Origin of the sequence: Winogradskyella forsetii, from assembly GCF_013394595.1 — a bacterium.
Taxonomy (GTDB): domain Bacteria; phylum Bacteroidota; class Bacteroidia; order Flavobacteriales; family Flavobacteriaceae; genus Winogradskyella; species Winogradskyella forsetii.
Genome location: NZ_CP053348.1, coordinates 177,044 through 195,715 on the forward strand (window position 1 = coordinate 177,044; position 18,672 = coordinate 195,715).

An 18,672-nucleotide genomic window follows, 5' to 3' on the forward strand; every position below is an offset into this window, starting at 1 on the left:
GACTAAAATTCGTTTTTTATTTTGAATTGGCTTCAGTATCTATTTATTTTGGAGATGTCTTTGATAAACAAAGATAAACCTAAAATCTTTCCTTAATTTTACCGCATTATTATTAAATCGAGAATTAGTGGGCAGTAAAAACAAACAGAAACGCTTTAGGGAAAATGAAACTTTTCATAATGTTTATCAGCCAAAACGGGAAGAATTGGTCGATGCGACCTACAGGCTTAAAGGCAACTGGAGATCGGAAGTTTTTAAAAATGATAAGCCCTTAGTTTTAGAATTAGGCTGTGGCAAAGGCGAATACACAGTTGGTTTGGCAAAACGCTATCCTAATAAAAATTTTATCGGTATAGACATTAAGGGTGCACGATTTTGGAGAGGTGCAAAAACAGCTATTGAACAAGACATTCCGAATGCAGCATTTATAAGAACCCAAATTGAATTAATTGATCGTGTTTTTGCAGAAAATGAAGTTGATGAAATTTGGATCACGTTTCCAGATCCTCAAATCAAATATCGACGTACTAAACATAGAATGACTAATTTACAATTTTTGGAACGCTACAAAAAAGTATTAAAGCCAAGTGGATTGATGCATCTAAAAACAGACAGCGAGTTTATGCACGGTTATACGCTTGGTTTGTTGCATGGCTTGGGTCATGATGTCTTATATGCCAATCATAACTTGTATAAATTAGAAGGCAGTCCGGAGGATGTTACTGGAATACAGACCTTTTACGAAAATCAGTATTTGGAGAAAGACAAAGCAATTACGTATATTAGATTCAAAATCAACTAAATTTTGAGCATAACTGTCATTTTCTTTCTAGGGCTTTTTGTAGCTATGATCGGAGTTATTCCACCAGGTTTACTTAATATGACAGCAGCAAAAATAAGCCTAAAGGAAGGTGCAGCTCGTGGCATTATGTTTTCTACTGGCGTTTGCATTGTTGTGTATGTTCAAACTTACATCGCTGCTATTTTTGCCAGATACTTATCTAATCATCCCGATATTGTTGAGATTCTTCAACGTGTGGCATTTGTAATATTTGTATTGATTACCATTTATTTTTTGGTGCTAGCATCGAAGGAAAATGAGCCAAAAAAGGAAGCTGAAATTAGAAGTAAGCATGGCAGGTTATGGCATGGTGTGTTTTTATCTGCGCTCAACGTGTTTCCTATTCCATACCAAGCCTATATGACCATTACTCTGGTATCTTTTGGTTGGATGAATTTTGAAAAATTGAGCATCGTTACCTATGTTACAGGTGCAGCAACAGGAACTTTTGTGATGCTTTACTTTTATATTTTCTTTTTCGATAAGATTAAAGACCGAAACTTTACCTCTCAAAAGAGCATGAATCTGAGTATAGGAATCATTACAGGTATTGTAGCGTTGGTAACTTTTATTAATATTCTAAGGGAACTATAAATGAAACCTGAAACACTCGGCTTTTTCGAAAAAGTATACAAGGTAGCCAAACAAATTCCTTATGGTAGAGTAACGAGTTATGGCGCCATCGCTAAATATTTAGGGGCAGGAAAAAGTGCCAGAATTGTTGGTTACGCTATGAATGGTTCTCACGGTAAAGATGTGCCAGCGCACAGAGTGGTTAACCGAAAAGGCCTTTTAACAGGAAAGCATCATTTTGAAGGTACCAACTTAATGCAGCAGCTTTTAGAAAATGAAGGTATTGTGGTGGTTGATAATCAAATTCAAGATTTAGAAGCTGTGTATTGGGATCCCGTTAAGGAACTTTGAAAAAGTTACTGCTTTACTATATATTTTACTATCAGAATAAATACTTAATGTAATTTCCAGATTTTTATAAATTTCCAGAAGAATTGGAAATCCACCAGCTCATTTACAAATTAAATCCTTCCATTATACAATTCAATTCTAACACTTCAAATTTTCAACTTTTAGCAGTACCTTTGCATTTAGAATAAATCTAGATAAGAAGTGAAGCTAAATAAACAAGATATACTCAATGCACTCAAAACCATTACAGCGCCTGGAGAAGGTGAAAACATGGTTGATAGTGGTGCAGTAACCAATGTTGTTACTTTTGCGGATGAAGTGATTGTGGATATAACCATAAAAAACCCAAGTCTTCAAGCACGTAAAAAGACAGAGGTAGAAATATTGCAGACTATTCATAGGGAAGTTTATGAAAAAGCAAAAATAAAAGTCAACATTAAAGTTGATGCTCCTACCAAACCAGTTAAAAACGAAATTAAAGGTAAAGCAATTCCTGGCATACAAAATATTGTTGCGGTTGCTTCTGGAAAAGGAGGTGTAGGAAAATCTACAGTAACTGCAAATTTGGCGGTCACTCTATCTAAAATGGGATTTAAGGTTGGTGTTTTAGATGCGGATATTTACGGGCCATCAATCCCAATTATGTTCGATGTGGCCAATGAGCGTCCACTATCTGTTAATGTAGATGGAAAATCTAAAATGAAACCCGTAGAAAATTACGGCGTTAAAATATTATCTATCGGCTTTTTCACGAAACCAGATCAGGCTGTAATTTGGAGAGGACCAATGGCTTCTAAAGCATTGAACCAAATGATATTTGATGCTGCTTGGGGCGAGTTAGACTTCTTATTGCTCGATTTGCCTCCAGGAACTGGCGATATTCACCTTAGTATCATGCAAGCTTTGCCAATTACAGGAGCTGTTGTGGTAAGTACACCGCAGAATGTGGCTTTGGCAGATGCTAAAAAAGGAGTGGCAATGTTTCAGCAAGACAGCATTAATGTACCTGTTTTGGGCATCATAGAAAACATGGCTTATTTCACACCTGCGGAACTTCCTGAAAATAAGTATTATATATTTGGAAAAGAAGGTGCAAAGCATTTGGCAGAAGATTTAAAAGTCCCATTTTTGGGCGAAGTGCCGTTGGTACAAAGCATTAGGGAAGCTGGTGATTTAGGAAGACCAGCCGCCATGCAAACCGCAACGCCGATTGAAGCTGCTTTTGAAACCATTACAAGAGAGGTTGTGCAACAAGTAGTCAATAGAAACGAAGCTTTACCAGCTACTGAAGCAATAAAAATTACCACAATGGCAGGATGTTCTGCTATAAAAAAATAATAATCCATCATTTCCCTTTCCTTTGGAGAGGGTTAGGATGAGGAAATAAAAAGTAGATGAGCTCAGAAGAACTTAGATTAAATGTTGAAAAAGCATTAGATGAAATCCGTCCATTTCTGCAAAGTGATGGAGGAGATATCGACTTGTTGTCCATTGAGGATGGTAAGTTTGTGAAAGTTCAATTAGTTGGTGCCTGTACATCTTGCAGTGTTAACCAGATGACCTTAAAGTCTGGTGTAGAGATGACCATAAAGAAATATGCTCCACAAATAGAAAAAGTTATTAATGTAGAAAAGTAATGTGATAGTTGTCACATTCTGAATGAAAATACATTCTTAATTTTGATTTCAATATTAAATTCATGATTACAACAGATATACTTATAATTGGCGCTGGTCCAACAGGACTTTTCACGGTTTTTGAAGCTGGACTTTTAAAACTAAAGTGTCATTTAATTGATGCACTTCCACAAGCTGGCGGGCAATGTTCTGAGATTTACCCTAAAAAACCGATATACGATATTCCAGCTTATCCAGAAATTTTAGCTGGGGATTTAACGGAAAAGTTAATGGAACAGTGCAAACAGTTCGAGCCTGGATTCACATTAGGAGAAAGAGCAGAAACCATTGATAAACAAGACGACGGAACATTCATTGTTACTACAAATAAAGGTACAAAACACCAAGCTCCAGTCGTGGCAATCGCAGGTGGATTGGGTAGTTTTGAGCCAAGAAAACCCTTAATTCATAATATAACCGATTTTGAAGACAATGGTGTAGAGTATATCATTAAAGATCCTGAAATATACAGGGATAAAAATGTTGTGATTGCCGGTGGAGGTGATTCAGCTTTAGACTGGAGTATCTTTTTAAGTGATGTGGCTTCTAGCGTCACATTGATTCACAGACGAAACGAATTTAGAGGCCATTTAGATTCCGTAGAAAAAGTTCAAGAACTAAAAAATAAAGGAAAAATAAATTTAGTTACGCCTGCTGAAGTTGTTGGTATTGTTGGAGACAAAAAAGTGAAGGCTGTTGTCGTAAAACAAGCGCAACATATAGAAAAGGAATTTGAAGTGGAATGTGATCATTTTATTCCATTATTTGGGCTGTCTCCTAAATTGGGACCCATTGCAAATTGGGGACTTGAGATAGAAAAAAACGCGATTAAAGTTGATAATTCATTGGACTATCAAACGAATATTCCTGGTATTTTTGCTATAGGAGATGTGAATACCTATCCAGGGAAATTGAAATTGATTCTTTGTGGTTTCCATGAAGCAACCTTAATGTGCCAAGCCGCTTATCAAATTATAAATCCTGGGAAACGTTATGTTTTAAAATATACAACTGTAAGTGGCGTCGATGGTTTTGATGGTACGCGAAAAGAAGCACCAAAAGCGGTTGTAAAGGCGTTTGATTAATAAAAAACTCCTTATTAATTCCTCTGAGGTGAAAAAAACTTACTCAGTTGAATTTTAAGATTGTCTCGTTGAGGGGACTTTAGGGGTGCAAAATGAAATAATAAAACTAAATTTTGCTCCTAATCGCTTAGTATCAATTATATGAGTTTCTAAATTATAAACATGGAACAAGACATAAACATCACAATCATAGACAGAGATGGTGTAAAGCATCAAATTGAAGCGCCAACCGACATGGCAATGAACCTAATGGAAGTCGTTCGTTCTTATGAGCTAGCTCCAGAAGGCACCATTGGCGTTTGTGGTGGTATGGCCATGTGCGCGTCTTGTCAATGCTACGTTTTAAGCGATACGGAATTGCCAGAAATGCAAGATGATGAGGAAGCCATGCTTTCCGAAGCGTTTTATGTAAAAGATAACAGCCGTTTAGGATGCCAAATTCAAATGACACCAGAAATGGAAGGTTTGGAAGTTGAGTTGGCGCCTGAGGACTAAATTTCTACGAATCCCGATGGCTATCGAGAGGAATCTTATTTTCGAAAAGAATTTCTAACAGGTAATGTTCTCTGTAAGGTTATAAAATAGAACTAAAACAATTAGAGGTGTTACGAACAGAAAAATAGAGTATAAGCTATAATAGCTTTTGTGTTGGATATCGCCAAGGTTTTCTTGATAGAATCCATCTAAAAGCTCTCCTTTATAAAAATGAAATCCCTCTTTTTTTGTAACCTTTCTAAATATAATCATAACAGTTTTTAAAATTAACAATGTTATAAATGGTGAGAATGTGAAAATTAGACACGTATATCCACATAGGTAATTCCAATCGGTCGAAACCATCAATATTCCAAATAGACCAATTGAAAAAGAAATTTTGAGGAATTTCTTAAATCGTTTTTTGGTTTTTAAATCTTCCGACAGCGTTATTATAAAAAAATTTAAAAATCCTGAAAAATAAATTACCATCCAAAAGTATATTTCTAATAATCCCATTTCAATTACTCCGTTTTATAATCAATCAACCGAGTCGGTCCTTCCAATAAAAAGCGATCAATCTTTAAATTCCCATCTTCAGAGGTTACAATTTGCCATTTTATTAATGAAATCGCTCCATTTTCTATTTCTAGTCCTGTGATACTTCTTGGATGCACACAACTCCCATCATTAAAATAAGCAATATCGCCAGGTTCAGGGAATCGTGGTCTGTGTGTATGGCCAACAACAGTAATTAAGTTATTGTTCTCTATAATCCATCGCTTGGTGCGTCGTTCTATTTTTATGAGTTCCGTATAGTTTTTAGCAGGACTTGTAGGATCGGCAATTCCCATCACATTCAAAGGTTTCCAGAGAATGCGGACCATGAAACGACTCCATTTCCAGAATAGAAAATTCCACCAATCGGCTTGATGACCATGGGTTAGAAATAACTCTTGTTTGGTTTCCGTATGTTCTAAAATAATGCCTTCATGGTATTTAATATCGCAAAATAAGTCTTCATTATGACCTGTTTTTGGGTCAAAAAAAGTGTTTAGATGTTTCTCAACATATTTTGGATCACGATAAACCATATCATGGTTGCCCCAAATCATATGTAAACGTCCGATATCATGAAATTGTTTCATAAGCATATACACATTCTTATGAGCACGAAATATGGATTCAAACGATAGGTTTTCCCATAGTTCATCCCCATCACCGAGTTCGCAATAACTAAAACCTTCAAGAAAATAATGCCTTAAAGCATGATAATAGATGTTACGGTTATTCGCAAAATCATCCGCAAAACTGTTGTCGCCACGATGGCAATCGCTAAACAATATAAATTTAGAAGAATTGTCAAACGGTAGGCGTTTGGCATTTTTGTAAGCACGATCTAATCTCGTTTTAGAGGACATGGAAAATGTTTCAACTAAAATAGTAAATCTTATTCGATTTTTATCTCTGCAACAGGAAGCAAGCGTTCCACAAATTTAGTGTATGCCAATTTGGAAGGGTGTAATCCGTCTGAAGCTACGAGATCAGTATTTATTAAGCCTTGACGTGTAATATCAGTAATGTTCACAAAGGTGATATTTTCTTGATTACAATAATTTTCTGCAAATTCATTATACATATCAATTTCTGAGGATGTGGTTTCTGGATTTCCACTATTTTGCCCAAATGGCGTAAAGGCATAATCAGGAATGGAAACAACAATAACATTAGCCTTGTCATTTTTAGCTAATTGAATCGCTTTTGAAACCAATATAGGAAACTCAGTTTCATACAAGGAAAACGGTTTGCCTTGGTATTGATTATTTACACCAATTAAAAGCGTGACTAAATCATAGTCGTTTGTGAGACTTTCATTTTCTATAGCATTGATAAGGTTGGTAGTTGTCCAACCAGTTTGTGCAATAACCTTAAGATTAAAAGTATCTTCTTCGGAAAATTTTGAAATTAAACTATCCTTTAATTGCTCTGGAAAACGACAAGTATTGCAAACACTTTCACCAATAGTATAGCTGTCGCCAAGTGCTAAAATATTATAAGTAATTGGGTCTGTGATCGCATCTTCTTCAACTGTGATATCGTCATTATTGCAGCATACCACACATAGTAATAAGCCGAAACTTATAGTTTGAAATAATCTTTTCATATCTCAATATACGACAATTATAGTGTTTTAGTTTTATGTTGAAGTGCTATTTAAAACATTACTAAAAAATGCTTCTCAATATTGAGAAGCATTTTTTGTGTGATATATGGCTGAATCCATAGCTGGAAAATTTCGGATTTGCCACGTTTCGTCCGAGCAAAATAATTTGATGTGGCTCAACCACTATTTGAAGGCATTTAGTCCTGTAATGTCTAAACCAGTAATTAACAAATGAATATCGTGAGTGCCTTCATAAGTAATGACACTCTCTAGGTTCATCGAATGACGCATAATCGAATATTCTCCAGTAATTCCCATGCCACCAAGCATTTGCCTGGCTTCACGAGCGATGTTGATGGCCATATCTACATTATTTCGTTTGGCCATTGAAATTTGTGCTGAGGTTGCAGTTCCAGCTTCTCGCATAACGCCGAGTCTCCAAGCTAACAATTGTGCTTTTGTGATTTCGGTAATCATTTCGGCTAATTTCTTTTGTTGCAGTTGAAACTGTCCAATTGGTTTCCCAAATTGCATGCGCTCTTTACTGTATCGCAAAGCGGTATCGTAACAATCCATAGCTGCACCAATTGCTCCCCAAGCAATACCAAAACGTGCAGAATCTAAACAACCTAGTGGTGCGCCTAATCCCGATTTGTTTGGCAATAAATTTTCTTTTGGCACTTTTACGTTATCGAAAATAAGTTCGCCAGTTGCGGAAGCTCTAAGTGACCATTTGTTATGGGTTTCTGGTGTGGAAAAGCCTTCCATGCCACGTTCTACTATAAGCCCATGAATTCGCCCACTTTCATCTTTAGCCCAAACCACAGCAATTTGACAAAAAGGCGAATTACTAATCCACATTTTAGCACCATTTAATAGATAATGATCTCCCATATCTTTAAAGTTGGTAGTCATACCTCCAGGATTACTGCCATGATCTGGTTCAGTTAATCCAAAAGAGCCCATCCATTCTCCAGACGCTAATTTTGGCAAGTATTTTTGGCGTTGTGCTTCATTTCCATATTTCCAAATGGGATACATTACCAAAGAGGATTGTACGGAAGCTGTGCTACGTACTCCAGAATCTCCACGCTCAATTTCTTGCATTATAAGACCGTAAGAAATTTGGTCTAATCCTGCACCGCCATATTCTTCTGGAATGTAAGGGCCGAATGCGCCAATTTCTGCTAAACCTCCAATAATTGACTTCGGAAATTCTGCTTTTTGAGCCGCTTCTTCTATAATTGGAGACACATCACGCTTTACCCATTCTCTTGCGGCATCGCGCACTAATTTGTGCTCTTCAGTCAATAATTCATCAAGGTTATAATAATCTGGTGCTTCGAATAAATCTGGTTTCATTTGTTGTTTAATTTATGAAAGCAAAAGTAACGAAAACGTTTTCAGCTAACAATTTAAATTGTAATTTTAAGTGGATGAGAAAGCTTAAATATTTACTAAAATTTAATAAAAAGATTAGGCTTAATTAAGTGTGTATGCTTGTGTCAATCATCTTTTTTCAGAATATAAGCGTAGGCTTCCATGCCTTTGGTATGGTCAAAAATTACTTTTAAAACACCAATTAGCGGTAAGGAAATAACGGCACCAACGATTCCCCAAATGGCAGAAAATAAGATAACTCCAAAAATGGTGATAAATGGATTTAAGTTGATTTCATCACCAATAATCCATGGTGTCAGTAAATAGTTTTCTATCAATTGCGCTGCACTAACAACACCAATCACAATTAACGCAGGTGTTTGGCCTGCATATAAAAAGGAAAGTATAACAGCGACGCCTCCTCCAATGAAATTACCCAAATAAGGAATAATGGAAAAAAGGGCAGCAAATAATGCTAAAAATAAGGCGTAAGGCACGGATCCAATAGTAAATCCGAGATAGTAAATCCCGAAGAGAAATAGCATAATTTTGCCTTTTCCCAGAAAATAACCGTTCACATTATTGGCGGCATTTTTTAAAAGGGAATTTATCGCTTCGTTATTGGTAAAAAGTTTTTTAAAGAAATTAATGAATTGCTTCTTTTGCATCAAAAACAAAATGATGTAAATAAAAATAATGAAGGATTGCGATAGTAGATTCATTAATGAAGATAGAAAAGCACTAGCGAATTCTTCAGCTTTTTGAACTAGTTTTTTATTGTTCTCAATGTAATCTTTGTAATCCCAGCCCAATTCTTTGTTTGCCCATTGGGAAAACGTATTTAATTTTTCTGTCGCTTTTTCTTTGATAGCAGGCCAGTCATCTCCCATGTTATTAATTTGCGAGCTTATAAGCCAAAAGAGCAGAGAAAAAATGATCAGCATTAACAAAACGGATACTGTAATACAAAGCCACTTAGGTAGTCCAAGTGATTTGAGTTTCTTTACAGCGATATCAAGTATAATAGCAATTATTGCAGCAACTAATAAGGGCATAATTAGGCTTTTACCAAAGTAAATCAGTGCCAGAATACCTCCAGTTATTAAAAGTGTCTTTATTAAATTAGTACCGGAAATATCAATTTTTGGATTGCTCAAAGCATTTTTTCTAAACGTGTTCAGTATAAAATTACTGGAAAATTTAGGAAAAACTGAGGTTTTAAACCAAATTCTATACTATTAATCGCTAAAAGACGCTATAAAGCAAAAGAAGAGTTCAACAAAAAAGTGTTGTGGACTACATTTTAAGATAAAATTCTTGAGTCAAATTAATGTAAGCTTCCGTATATTGATGTCGGGCAGTTTCTATGACTAACTCGGAAGTTTTAATTTCAGTTTCCTCAAACGAAAACTCTAACAAACTTCGTTTAATTTCTGAATTAGGATTCCCTTTTACATGACGTATGCGTTTAGGAAATAAGCCTACTTTTGAAGCTAAATTTACAAAGTTAGTTTCTTCTTTATAGGGGATGACCACGGAGAATAACCCTGTGTCCGATAATAAATTTACCACGGCATAAATCAAATGTTCAAAGGGCATGGCATCATTAAATCGTGCTAAATCTCTTGCTTTGCTATCCGTTTTATAATCTTCGGAATAAAAAGGTGGATTACAAATGATGAGATCGTATTTGTCTTCAATTTCTTCAACAAATTCCAATAACGAGGCATGATAGCAAAATAGACGATCCGCCCAATCCGAGTTTTCAAAATTTTCGGAGCATTGTTCAAAGGCATCATCGTCAATTTCTAGGGCTTCGATAGTCTCTGCATCACTTCGCTGTGCAATCATTAAAGATAAGACACCAGTCCCTGCACCAATATCTAAAACGGAATAGGGATTATTCTCTATAGAAGTCCAAGCACCGAGTAAAACGCCGTCTGTACCAATTTTCATTGCACAACGGTCTTGGTTGACTGTGAATTGTTTGAATTTGAAAGGCTTTGTCATAAATTTGGAATTTATCCCATATAAAGATCAATCAACCCTTCAGGAGTATCTACCTCGATGGTTTTATTTTTCCGATCTACCTTAACTATAAATTCATCATTCATAGGAATAAGAATTTCGATACCATCTCTATCGATTTCAAATAAAGCTTGTGCGGTAGAATCGTTGATGCCTTTTAGAACACCAACTTTGCCATAATTTTTGTCTTTTATTGTAAAACCTATGACTTCGTGGAAATAAAATTTATCACCTTCTAGTTTAGGTAATAAATCTAGAGGTAAATACAATTCAGTTTTTATTAAAGCATCTGCATCAGCTTCCGTATTGACGTCCTCAAATTTTAAACGGAGTAGATTTGACTTATGTAATTGAGAGGATTCAATAAAGAAAGGTACCAAATTTCCTCTGAGATCGATAAAAATAGCATCTAGGTTATCGTACAAATCAGGTTCATCAGTGTCTAGTTTTGCTAAAAGTTCTCCTTTAAAGCTGTATTTTTTTACGATTTTACCTAAATAAAAACATTCTTCTTTTTTCATGACAAATTTTATTTGTCATCCTGAACTATCACACTGCGCTTGACGAAGTGTTGGTTCAGGATCTCTTTGTGTTATTTGTAAATTTATTGAGATCCCCATTTGCATGAGGATTAATACATAAAATCATTTATAAGTTTTATGTAAACAAAAAACCCTGACGTTACATGTCAGGGTTTAAAAGTATAAAAAATAATTTTTTTATTCTTCTTCGTTAGATGCTTTTGCATCTTCAGATGTAGCTTCAGTTCCTTCAGCAACTTCCTCTTCAACAACTGGTGCGGCTGCAGCGATACGTGCTTCGTTTACAGCTTTTTCAGCTTCATGTGCTTTAGCTTTTGCATCAGCATCTGCTTTAGACAAACCTTCAGATTTAGCTTCAATCTTAGCTGCTTTTTCCTCCAACCAAGCGTTGAATTTTTCTTCAGCTTGCTCTTCAGTTAAAGCTCCCTTTCTAACACCACCAGCTAAATGATTTTTTAGCATCGCTCCTTTATAAGATAAAATTGCTTTTGCAGTATCGGTTGGTTGTGCACCGTTTTGTAACCATGTTACAGCTCCGTCAACATCTAATTCGATAGTTGCAGGATTGGTGTTTGGATTGTAAGCACCTAGTTTCTCTAAGTATTTACCATCTCTTTTAGCGCGTGAATCCGCTGCTACGATCCAGTAATAAGGTTTTCCTTTTTTACCGTGTCTTTGTAATCTAATTTTTACAGGCATAATAATTAATTAGTGAGGTTCTCGACCTCTGTTATTAATGAGGGCGCAAAGATAATATATTTATTTGAATTAAAAATGCATTTTGGCATTTAGATCTAAGATCGTTTTATTTTTTTACAGCCATAAATTGTTGCGAGAAGATAAAAAGACCAAATTAAAACTACTTTATGGAGAAAAGACGAAGAGTATATAAGTTATTATAGGGTTTTATTGCGTTTAAACGAAAAGAAAAAACCAAGACTGTGACAATAATAAAAAAAATTATACTTTTGACATTCTTGTTTCGTTATATTTGGAGCAAAGATAAAAGACCCTTTTGCAAATGAAAAAATTAATCCTCTTATCTCTTGTTTTTCTTTCGGTATTCAGTTGTGGTGATGAAGTACAATTTAATTCTCCTGCGTTTCAAGGCACTCTTAACAATCAACCGTGGAGAGCTCAAGCATTTTCTGCAAGTATAGACGACTCCGGTTTTTTAACCATAACAGGAATAAATAATGCTCAAACTTTAGAACTGTTCTTACCAACAGCAGCCGTTGGTGAATATTATTTAGGTAGTGTAGAATCTATGGAAGCTAGGTTTACTGGAGCCGATGGTACGGTGTATTCTACTAATAATCCTAATGGAACAGATCCAGATTATGGAGATTATGGTGTAATTAGACTCGACGAAATTTTAGACAATACATTTACTGGAACATTTCGTTTCAATGCCTATAGTGCTTCTGGTGCTGAAGTAAATTTTACTGGAGCTACCAATGAAGGCACGGTAGAAAATCCCATTTATGGCGGCATCTTTTATAAAGTTCCGCTGTTTTCTGGAACTATTCCAGCAAATCCTATTGCATGTGAAGATGTGGAAATACTTGCTGATGAAGCATTGATAGCGTACCAAGCAACATTTTCTCCAAATTTAGAGTTTATAAATAGAACAGATTATGAAGCTGCTTGTAGCAATTATATAGCAGCATTGAATACACAGCGCAGTTATTGCGGAGATGTTGATGGCGTTATACAAACCACGATCGATGATTTAAATGCTTGTGCCTTTCCTTGTGAGTATGCCACTGATAATGCTATTGAAGCGGAATCCCAGTTAACCAATGCAACCATTGGTAATTATAATGAAAAATGTGCACAATATTTACTCTATTTACAAGAGCAAATTCAGATTTGCGGCGATGAAGACGGAAGTATTCAAATGGAAATCGATGCTTTAGACTGTGCGGATGATGATAATGACGGTGTACCAAACGTTTTTGAAGACTTTAATGGTGATGGAGATAAAACTAACGACGATACTGATGGTGATGGTATTGCGAATTATTTAGATAATGATGACGATGGTGATGGTATATTAACACAATATGAAGCGGTTGACGAAGATGGTAACCCAGCAGATACGGATGGTGATATGGATGTTGACTATTTAGATAATGATGATGATGGAGATGGTATTCTAACCATCAATGAGAATGCCGATCCAAATGGAGACGGAAATCCGGATGATGCTGTTGATACGGATGGCGATGGCGTTCCAGATTATTTACAGGCATAAAAAATTTCAAATGTTATAGAAAAAGCGCTACTTATTTATTGAGTAGCGTTTTTTTTGTTAAAGATTTATAAGTCTTTGTTAAAGATGTTAATTTGTTCGATTTTTCTTACTATGATTGGTATATTAAAATCAGTTGTAAAACAGTAGGCAACTTAAAAGAAATTATTGAAATCTTAAATGAACGAGACAAAATGAAGTATACAGAAGAAATTTCAAATAAATTAAACGAGCTATTAATCAAAAATTATGATGCTGAGAAAGGGTATCTAAATGCTATTGATAATGTCTAAAGCAAAAATCTTAAAATGTTCTTTAAAAGAAGAGCTTCTGAACGAAGCGAATTTGCTAAAGAACTAAGAACTGAAATCTTACAATACGGAGAAATTCCAGAAGATTCAGGAAGCTTTAAAGGCACAATGCATAGAAATTGGATGAGTTTAAAATCGACTTTTAGTTCTAATAACGAAGAAGCGATTTTAGAGGAAGCCATTAAAGGTGAAGAGGAAAGTTTGGAAGTCTATAATGACTTAATACAAGAGCGGAACTTACCACCAAGTATAGATAGCTTACTGATAAAGCATAAGAACGCCATACAAGCGTCAATCAATACTGAAAAAATGCATGAAGAATTAGTATCGTAATCATCATACTAGAGTAATTAAGAAAAGTCAGTCTTTTTAGACTGGCTTTTTTTATGTTCAAAACTCTTCACAACTTCATTTCTAAAAAGTACAAATTCTACGTAATTTTATAAGCTATTTTACTTTGTCATGCTGAACTCGTTTATTCATTGATATGTACTTCAAATTAAGGTATTCATGAATCTTCGATGTCAGCATCTCGTTCAATGTTCGGATGGTAACTTTGAACTTTAAACCCTAAACTTTTGAACTCTAGAGCATGTACTTAATATTCGATACCGAAACCACAGGATTACCAAAGCGTTGGGATGCACCAATTACAGATACTGATAATTGGCCAAGATGTATCCAAATTGCATGGCAGTTGCATGATGCTATGGGAAATTGTATCGAGCATCAAGATTATTTGGTGCAACCAAAAGGTTTCAATATTCCCTATGATGCTGAAAAAATCCACGGGATTTCAACCGAATTAGCCCAAGAACAAGGCGTACCATTGTCCGAAGTTCTAGAGAAATTCAATCTCGCCTTGTCCAAAACAAAATTTGTTGTCGGACAAAATGTAACCTTCGATCTGAATATTATGGGAGCCGAGTTTGTACGTGAAAACGTCGCAAACCCACTTCAAGAATTACCTGTTTTAGATACCTGTACGGAACATACCGCAGAATTATGTCAATTACCAGGTGGACGTTATGGAAAGTTTAAGCTTCCAACACTTACCGAATTACATCAATACTTATTCAATAAACCGTTTGCTGAAGCACACAATGCCACAGCCGATGTTGAAGCCACTACACGTTGCTTTTTAGAATTAATAAGACGAAAGCAATATACCAAGGAACAGCTCGATGTTCAGCCTGATTATTTTGAAAAGTTTACACAAGAAAATCCTGCTGAAATCCAACTTATCGGCTTAAAACATATTAATCTTAAGAGGGAAAGTGCTAAAATCAATGCCAGACTTCAAAAAGAACAATCCGAAGCGGTCACGACAACTATTGATAAGGAAGCGGCATCGCAAATAAAAGAGGTTGATTTTGTGCATCTGCATAACCATTCCCAATTTTCAATTCTCCAATCTACAATCAGCATAAAAGATTTAGTAGCAGCTGCAGCCAAAGAAAATATGCCAGCCGTGGCGTTGACGGATCATGGTAATATGATGGGCGCTTTTCATTTTGTGAGTGCGGTTTCCAATCATAATAAAGGTGTCAAGGCACAACACAAACAAGCCAAAGAAGCTGGTTTAGAAAAAAAGGGAAAAATAATCAAACCAATTATTGGTTGTGAATTCTTTGTCTGTGAAAACCACGAAGACAAAACCCGAAAAGATAATGGGTATCAAATTGTGCTCATGGCCAAGAATAAAAAAGGCTATCACAATTTGGCAAAATTATCGTCTGCAGCCTTTACCGAGGGATTTTACTACGTTCCTAGAATCGATAAAAAACTCATTGAAAAATATAAAGACGATTTAATTTGTTTAACAGGAAACCTTTATGGTGAGGTGCCGAGTAAGGTGTTGAATGTTGGTGAAAATCAAGCTGAAGAAGCCTTGCTATGGTGGAAAGACACCTTTCAAGACGACTTATATGTTGAGTTAATGCGTCACGATCAGGAAGATGAAAATCGTGTGAATCCTGTGTTGATTCAGTTAGCTAAAAAGCATGAGGTTAAATTAGTAGCAACCAACAATACCTATTATGTTGAGCAAGAAAACGCTAATGCTCACGATATTTTATTGTGTGTAAAAGATGGCGAAAAACAAGCGACACCAATTGGTCGTGGTCGCGGTTATCGTTATGGATTGCCAAACCAAGAGTATTATTTTAAATCGACTGAAGAAATGAAGGCGTTGTTTAGGGATGTGCCTGAAGCGATTGTGAATATCCAAGAAGTGGTCGATAAGATTGAACCTTACGAGTTGGCTCGTGATGTATTGTTGCCGGCTTTCGACATTCCTGATGAATTTAAACATGAAGACGATTTAAAGGACGAAGGCAAACGAGGTGAAAATGCCTATTTAAGACATTTAACCTACGAAGGCGCTAAAAAACGCTATGGAGACATCACGCCAGAAATTGCAGAACGTCTCGATTTTGAATTAAGTGTTATTGAAAATACAGGTTATCCTGGTTACTTCTTAATTGTAGAAGATTTTATTCGCGAAGCTCGAAAAATGGATGTGTCCGTTGGTCCTGGTCGTGGTTCTGCGGCTGGCTCTGTGGTGGCTTATTGTTTATGGATTACTAATATCGATCCTATTAAGTACGATTTACTTTTTGAGCGTTTCCTAAATCCAGATCGTGTAAGCATGCCAGATATCGATATCGATTTTGATGATGAAGGTCGTGGTCGTGTTATGGATTATGTGATTGAAAAATATGGTTCCAATCAAGTGGCACAAATTATTACTTACGGTACCATGGCAGCCAAATCGTCGATTAGGGATACAGCCAGAGTTTTGGATTTACCGTTAAATGAAGCCGACCATATCGCCAAATTAATTCCGCTGATGTCCAAACTCGGAAAGATTTTTGGTTTAGACGAAAAGGAACTCGCCAAGAAATTTAGGGCTGAAGATTTAGAGAAAATCAATGAATTGCTCAATATTTCTGATGGTGAAGATTTACAGGCCGAAACCATCAACCAAGCCAGAATTTTGGAAGGTTCGGTTCGTAATACGGGAATTCATGCCTGTGGTGTAATTATTACGCCAGGTGATATTACCAATTATGTGCCTGTGTCTTTGGCTAAGGATTCCGATTTATATGTCACCCAATTTGATAACTCTGTAGTGGAAAGTGCAGGCTTGTTGAAAATGGATTTCTTGGGATTAAAAACCTTGACGCTGATTAAGGATACCGTTAAAATTGTAAAGGCGAAACACGATATAGATTTAGATCCTGATAGCTTTCCGCTAGACGATGAAAAAACATATGAACTTTTCCAACGCGGTGAAACGGTTGGTGTGTTTCAGTATGAATCGCCTGGCATGCAAAAGCACATGAAGAACTTGAAGCCAACGGTTTTTGATGATTTAATTGCCATGAATGCCCTTTATCGTCCAGGGCCGATGGAATACATTCCGAGTTTTATTGCGCGAAAACATGGCGATGAAGAGATTGACTACGATTTACCAGAAATGGAAGAATATCTCAAGGAAACCTACGGTATTACGGTGTACCAAGAGCAAGTGATGTTGCTATCCCAAAAATTGGCTGATTTTACCAAAGGTGAAGCCGATGTTTTGAGAAAAGCGATGGGTAAAAAGCAGATTGCGGTTTTGGATAAGATGAAACCAAAATTTATTGAGCAGGCAAGTGCCAAAGGATTAGATGCCAAAAAACTAGAGAAAATCTGGAAGGATTGGGAAGCCTTTGCGAGTTACGCCTTTAACAAATCGCACTCCACCTGTTATGCATGGATTGCTTACCAAACCGCCTATTTAAAAGCCCATTATCCAGCAGAATATATGGCTGCGGTTTTATCTAACAATATGAACGATATTAAATCCGTCACCTTCTTTATGGAAGAATGTAAGAGGATGCGATTACCGGTTTTGGGACCAAGTGTCAATGAGAGTTACTATAAGTTTTCGGTAAATAAAGACAATGCCGTTCGTTTTGGAATGGGAGCGATCAAAGGCGTGGGTCATGGTGCTGTAAAAACCATAGTAGAAAACCGGAAGGAAGATGGGAATTATAAATCCATTTTCGATTTAGCCAAACGTATCGATTTGCGAGCCGCCAACAAAAAAGCCTTTGAAGGTTTAGCAAATGCAGGTGGCTTTGATTGTTTTGCAGATACGCACCGTGCCCAATATTTTGCGCACGACGGCGATGGTATTACCTTTTTGGAAAAAGCTGTAAAATATGGTGCCAAGCATCAAGAAAATGAAAATTCGGCACAGGTGAGTTTGTTTGGTGAGGCGAGTGATGTGCAAATTGCCGAACCTGTGGTGCCACCTTGTGAAGATTGGGGAACGATGGAAAAACTATCGCGCGAACGGGAAGTGGTTGGGATTTATATTTCTGGTCACCCTTTAGATGATTTTGCTATTGAAATGAAAACCTTTTGCAATGGCGTGGTCGCTCATTTTAATAATTTGGAAGCCATTGTCAATAAAGAAGTCACATTTGGAGGTGTGGTAACAGACGTGCAACATCGTGTGAGTAAGCAAGGTAAAGGTTGGGCAATTTTTACGATTGAAGATTATACTGATAGCCACGAGTTCAGGATTTTTGGAGAGGATTATTTAAAGTTCAGACACTTTTTTGTGATTAATTCATTTGTGTATGTGCGCGCCTTTGTGCGCGAAGGTTGGGTCAATAGGGATACGGGTAAAAAAGGCGATCCAAGAATTCAGTTTAACAGTTTCCAATTGTTGCATGATGTGATGGATACCTACGCCAAGAAATTATCCATACAACTTAATATTAGGGATTTGGAGCAAGATACAATTTCCGTGCTTTACGATTTAATAAAATTCCATGAAGGCAGTCAAACCTTAAATTTTGTGGTGTATGATAATGCTGAAAAAATAAAAGTACAAATGCCAAGTCGAAAGAATAAGGTTAAGATTTCGCAGGAACTATTGGACGGTTTGAAAGAGCATGATGTGATGTATAAGTTGAATTAGAAAAATTATTTGAGA

Annotated in this window: 17 protein-coding genes; 10 read left to right on the forward strand and 7 right to left on the reverse strand. The window is 36.2% G+C overall.

Annotation, left to right across the window (positions count from 1 at the left end; genetic code table 11):
* Positions 1 to 127 precede the first annotated feature (127 nt).
* The 7 genes from trmB to HM987_RS00805 all read left to right on the forward strand — a co-directional run bounded on the left by trmB (position 128) and on the right by HM987_RS00805 (position 5,021).
* The gene (gene trmB, locus HM987_RS00775) at positions 128 to 802 is read left to right on the forward strand and encodes a tRNA (guanosine(46)-N7)-methyltransferase TrmB (protein WP_179004406.1); all 675 of its coding nucleotides are present in this window, start codon (positions 128 to 130) and stop codon (positions 800 to 802) included.
* 3 nt (positions 803 to 805) lie between these two features.
* Positions 806 to 1,435, forward strand: a complete 630-nt coding sequence (locus HM987_RS00780; protein ID WP_179004408.1) for a LysE family transporter — start codon at positions 806 to 808, stop codon at positions 1,433 to 1,435.
* Entirely contained in the window at positions 1,436 to 1,765 is a 330-nt protein-coding gene (locus HM987_RS00785) for an MGMT family protein (protein WP_179004410.1), read from the forward strand.
* A gap of 201 nt (positions 1,766 to 1,966) precedes the next feature.
* Complete coding sequence (locus HM987_RS00790) at positions 1,967 to 3,103, forward strand: Mrp/NBP35 family ATP-binding protein (protein WP_179004412.1); 1,137 nt, start codon at positions 1,967 to 1,969, stop codon at positions 3,101 to 3,103.
* Between the two features lie 56 nt (positions 3,104 to 3,159).
* Positions 3,160 to 3,402 (forward strand): NifU family protein, encoded by a 243-nt coding sequence (locus HM987_RS00795; RefSeq protein ID WP_178990739.1) that lies wholly within the window; start codon positions 3,160 to 3,162, stop codon positions 3,400 to 3,402.
* 62 nt (positions 3,403 to 3,464) lie between these two features.
* On the forward strand, positions 3,465 to 4,526 hold the full coding sequence (locus tag HM987_RS00800; protein WP_179004415.1) for an NAD(P)/FAD-dependent oxidoreductase: 1,062 nt from the start codon (positions 3,465 to 3,467) through the stop codon (positions 4,524 to 4,526).
* A gap of 162 nt (positions 4,527 to 4,688) precedes the next feature.
* Entirely contained in the window at positions 4,689 to 5,021 is a 333-nt protein-coding gene (locus tag HM987_RS00805; RefSeq protein WP_179004417.1) for a 2Fe-2S iron-sulfur cluster-binding family protein, read from the forward strand.
* A 503-nt stretch (positions 5,022 to 5,524) separates the two neighbouring features.
* On the opposite strand, the gene HM987_RS00810 is transcribed toward HM987_RS00805, so the two are convergent.
* From HM987_RS00810 to HM987_RS00840, 7 genes are all read right to left on the reverse strand, one after another.
* A complete protein-coding gene (locus HM987_RS00810) occupies positions 5,525 to 6,421 on the reverse strand; it encodes a metallophosphoesterase family protein (RefSeq protein ID WP_179004419.1) in 897 nt (298 codons plus the stop codon).
* 29 nt (positions 6,422 to 6,450) lie between these two features.
* Positions 6,451 to 7,164 carry an SGNH/GDSL hydrolase family protein gene (locus HM987_RS00815; RefSeq protein ID WP_179004421.1) on the reverse strand — a complete coding sequence of 238 codons (714 nt, stop codon included), beginning with the start codon at positions 7,162 to 7,164 and terminating at the stop codon, positions 6,451 to 6,453.
* 183 nt (positions 7,165 to 7,347) lie between these two features.
* Positions 7,348 to 8,526, reverse strand: coding sequence for an acyl-CoA dehydrogenase family protein (locus tag HM987_RS00820; protein WP_179004422.1), 1,179 nt, complete (start codon positions 8,524 to 8,526; stop codon positions 7,348 to 7,350).
* A 143-nt stretch (positions 8,527 to 8,669) separates the two neighbouring features.
* Entirely contained in the window at positions 8,670 to 9,701 is a 1,032-nt protein-coding gene (locus HM987_RS00825) for an AI-2E family transporter (protein WP_179004424.1), read from the reverse strand.
* 139 nt (positions 9,702 to 9,840) lie between these two features.
* On the reverse strand, positions 9,841 to 10,554 hold the full coding sequence (locus tag HM987_RS00830) for a tRNA1(Val) (adenine(37)-N6)-methyltransferase (protein WP_179004426.1): 714 nt from the start codon (positions 10,552 to 10,554) through the stop codon (positions 9,841 to 9,843).
* 11 nt (positions 10,555 to 10,565) lie between these two features.
* Positions 10,566 to 11,093, reverse strand: coding sequence for a ribosome maturation factor RimM (rimM, locus tag HM987_RS00835; RefSeq protein WP_179004428.1), 528 nt, complete (start codon positions 11,091 to 11,093; stop codon positions 10,566 to 10,568).
* 198 nt (positions 11,094 to 11,291) lie between these two features.
* A complete protein-coding gene (locus HM987_RS00840) occupies positions 11,292 to 11,813 on the reverse strand; it encodes a 30S ribosomal protein S16 (RefSeq protein WP_179004430.1) in 522 nt (173 codons plus the stop codon).
* Between the two features lie 322 nt (positions 11,814 to 12,135).
* On the opposite strand from HM987_RS00840, the gene HM987_RS00845 reads away from it, so the two are divergent.
* The 3 genes from HM987_RS00845 to dnaE all read left to right on the forward strand — a co-directional run bounded on the left by HM987_RS00845 (position 12,136) and on the right by dnaE (position 18,657).
* Positions 12,136 to 13,371 carry a DUF6252 family protein gene (locus tag HM987_RS00845; protein ID WP_179004432.1) on the forward strand — a complete coding sequence of 412 codons (1,236 nt, stop codon included), beginning with the start codon at positions 12,136 to 12,138 and terminating at the stop codon, positions 13,369 to 13,371.
* A 305-nt stretch (positions 13,372 to 13,676) separates the two neighbouring features.
* Positions 13,677 to 14,012, forward strand: a complete 336-nt coding sequence (locus tag HM987_RS00850) for a ferritin-like domain-containing protein (RefSeq protein ID WP_306293673.1) — start codon at positions 13,677 to 13,679, stop codon at positions 14,010 to 14,012.
* A gap of 259 nt (positions 14,013 to 14,271) precedes the next feature.
* Entirely contained in the window at positions 14,272 to 18,657 is a 4,386-nt protein-coding gene (dnaE, locus tag HM987_RS00855) for a DNA polymerase III subunit alpha (protein WP_179004434.1), read from the forward strand.
* Positions 18,658 to 18,672 lie beyond the last annotated feature (15 nt).

Coding starts and splice junctions, on each gene's coding strand:
- HM987_RS00815 (WP_179004421.1), bottom strand. CDS start 7,164: ATGAAAAGATTATTTCAAACTATAAGTTTCGGCTTATTACTATGTGTG.
- HM987_RS00805 (WP_179004417.1), top strand. CDS start 4,689: ATGGAACAAGACATAAACATCACAATCATAGACAGAGATGGTGTAAAG.
- HM987_RS00840 (WP_179004430.1), bottom strand. CDS start 11,813: ATGCCTGTAAAAATTAGATTACAAAGACACGGTAAAAAAGGAAAACCT.
- HM987_RS00845 (WP_179004432.1), top strand. CDS start 12,136: ATGAAAAAATTAATCCTCTTATCTCTTGTTTTTCTTTCGGTATTCAGT.
- HM987_RS00810 (WP_179004419.1), bottom strand. CDS start 6,421: ATGTCCTCTAAAACGAGATTAGATCGTGCTTACAAAAATGCCAAACGC.
- HM987_RS00800 (WP_179004415.1), top strand. CDS start 3,465: ATGATTACAACAGATATACTTATAATTGGCGCTGGTCCAACAGGACTT.
- HM987_RS00785 (WP_179004410.1), top strand. CDS start 1,436: ATGAAACCTGAAACACTCGGCTTTTTCGAAAAAGTATACAAGGTAGCC.
- HM987_RS00820 (WP_179004422.1), bottom strand. CDS start 8,526: ATGAAACCAGATTTATTCGAAGCACCAGATTATTATAACCTTGATGAA.
- dnaE (WP_179004434.1), top strand. CDS start 14,272: ATGTACTTAATATTCGATACCGAAACCACAGGATTACCAAAGCGTTGG.
- HM987_RS00795 (WP_178990739.1), top strand. CDS start 3,160: ATGAGCTCAGAAGAACTTAGATTAAATGTTGAAAAAGCATTAGATGAA.
- HM987_RS00850 (WP_306293673.1), top strand. CDS start 13,677: ATGTTCTTTAAAAGAAGAGCTTCTGAACGAAGCGAATTTGCTAAAGAA.
- HM987_RS00830 (WP_179004426.1), bottom strand. CDS start 10,554: ATGACAAAGCCTTTCAAATTCAAACAATTCACAGTCAACCAAGACCGT.
- rimM (WP_179004428.1), bottom strand. CDS start 11,093: ATGAAAAAAGAAGAATGTTTTTATTTAGGTAAAATCGTAAAAAAATAC.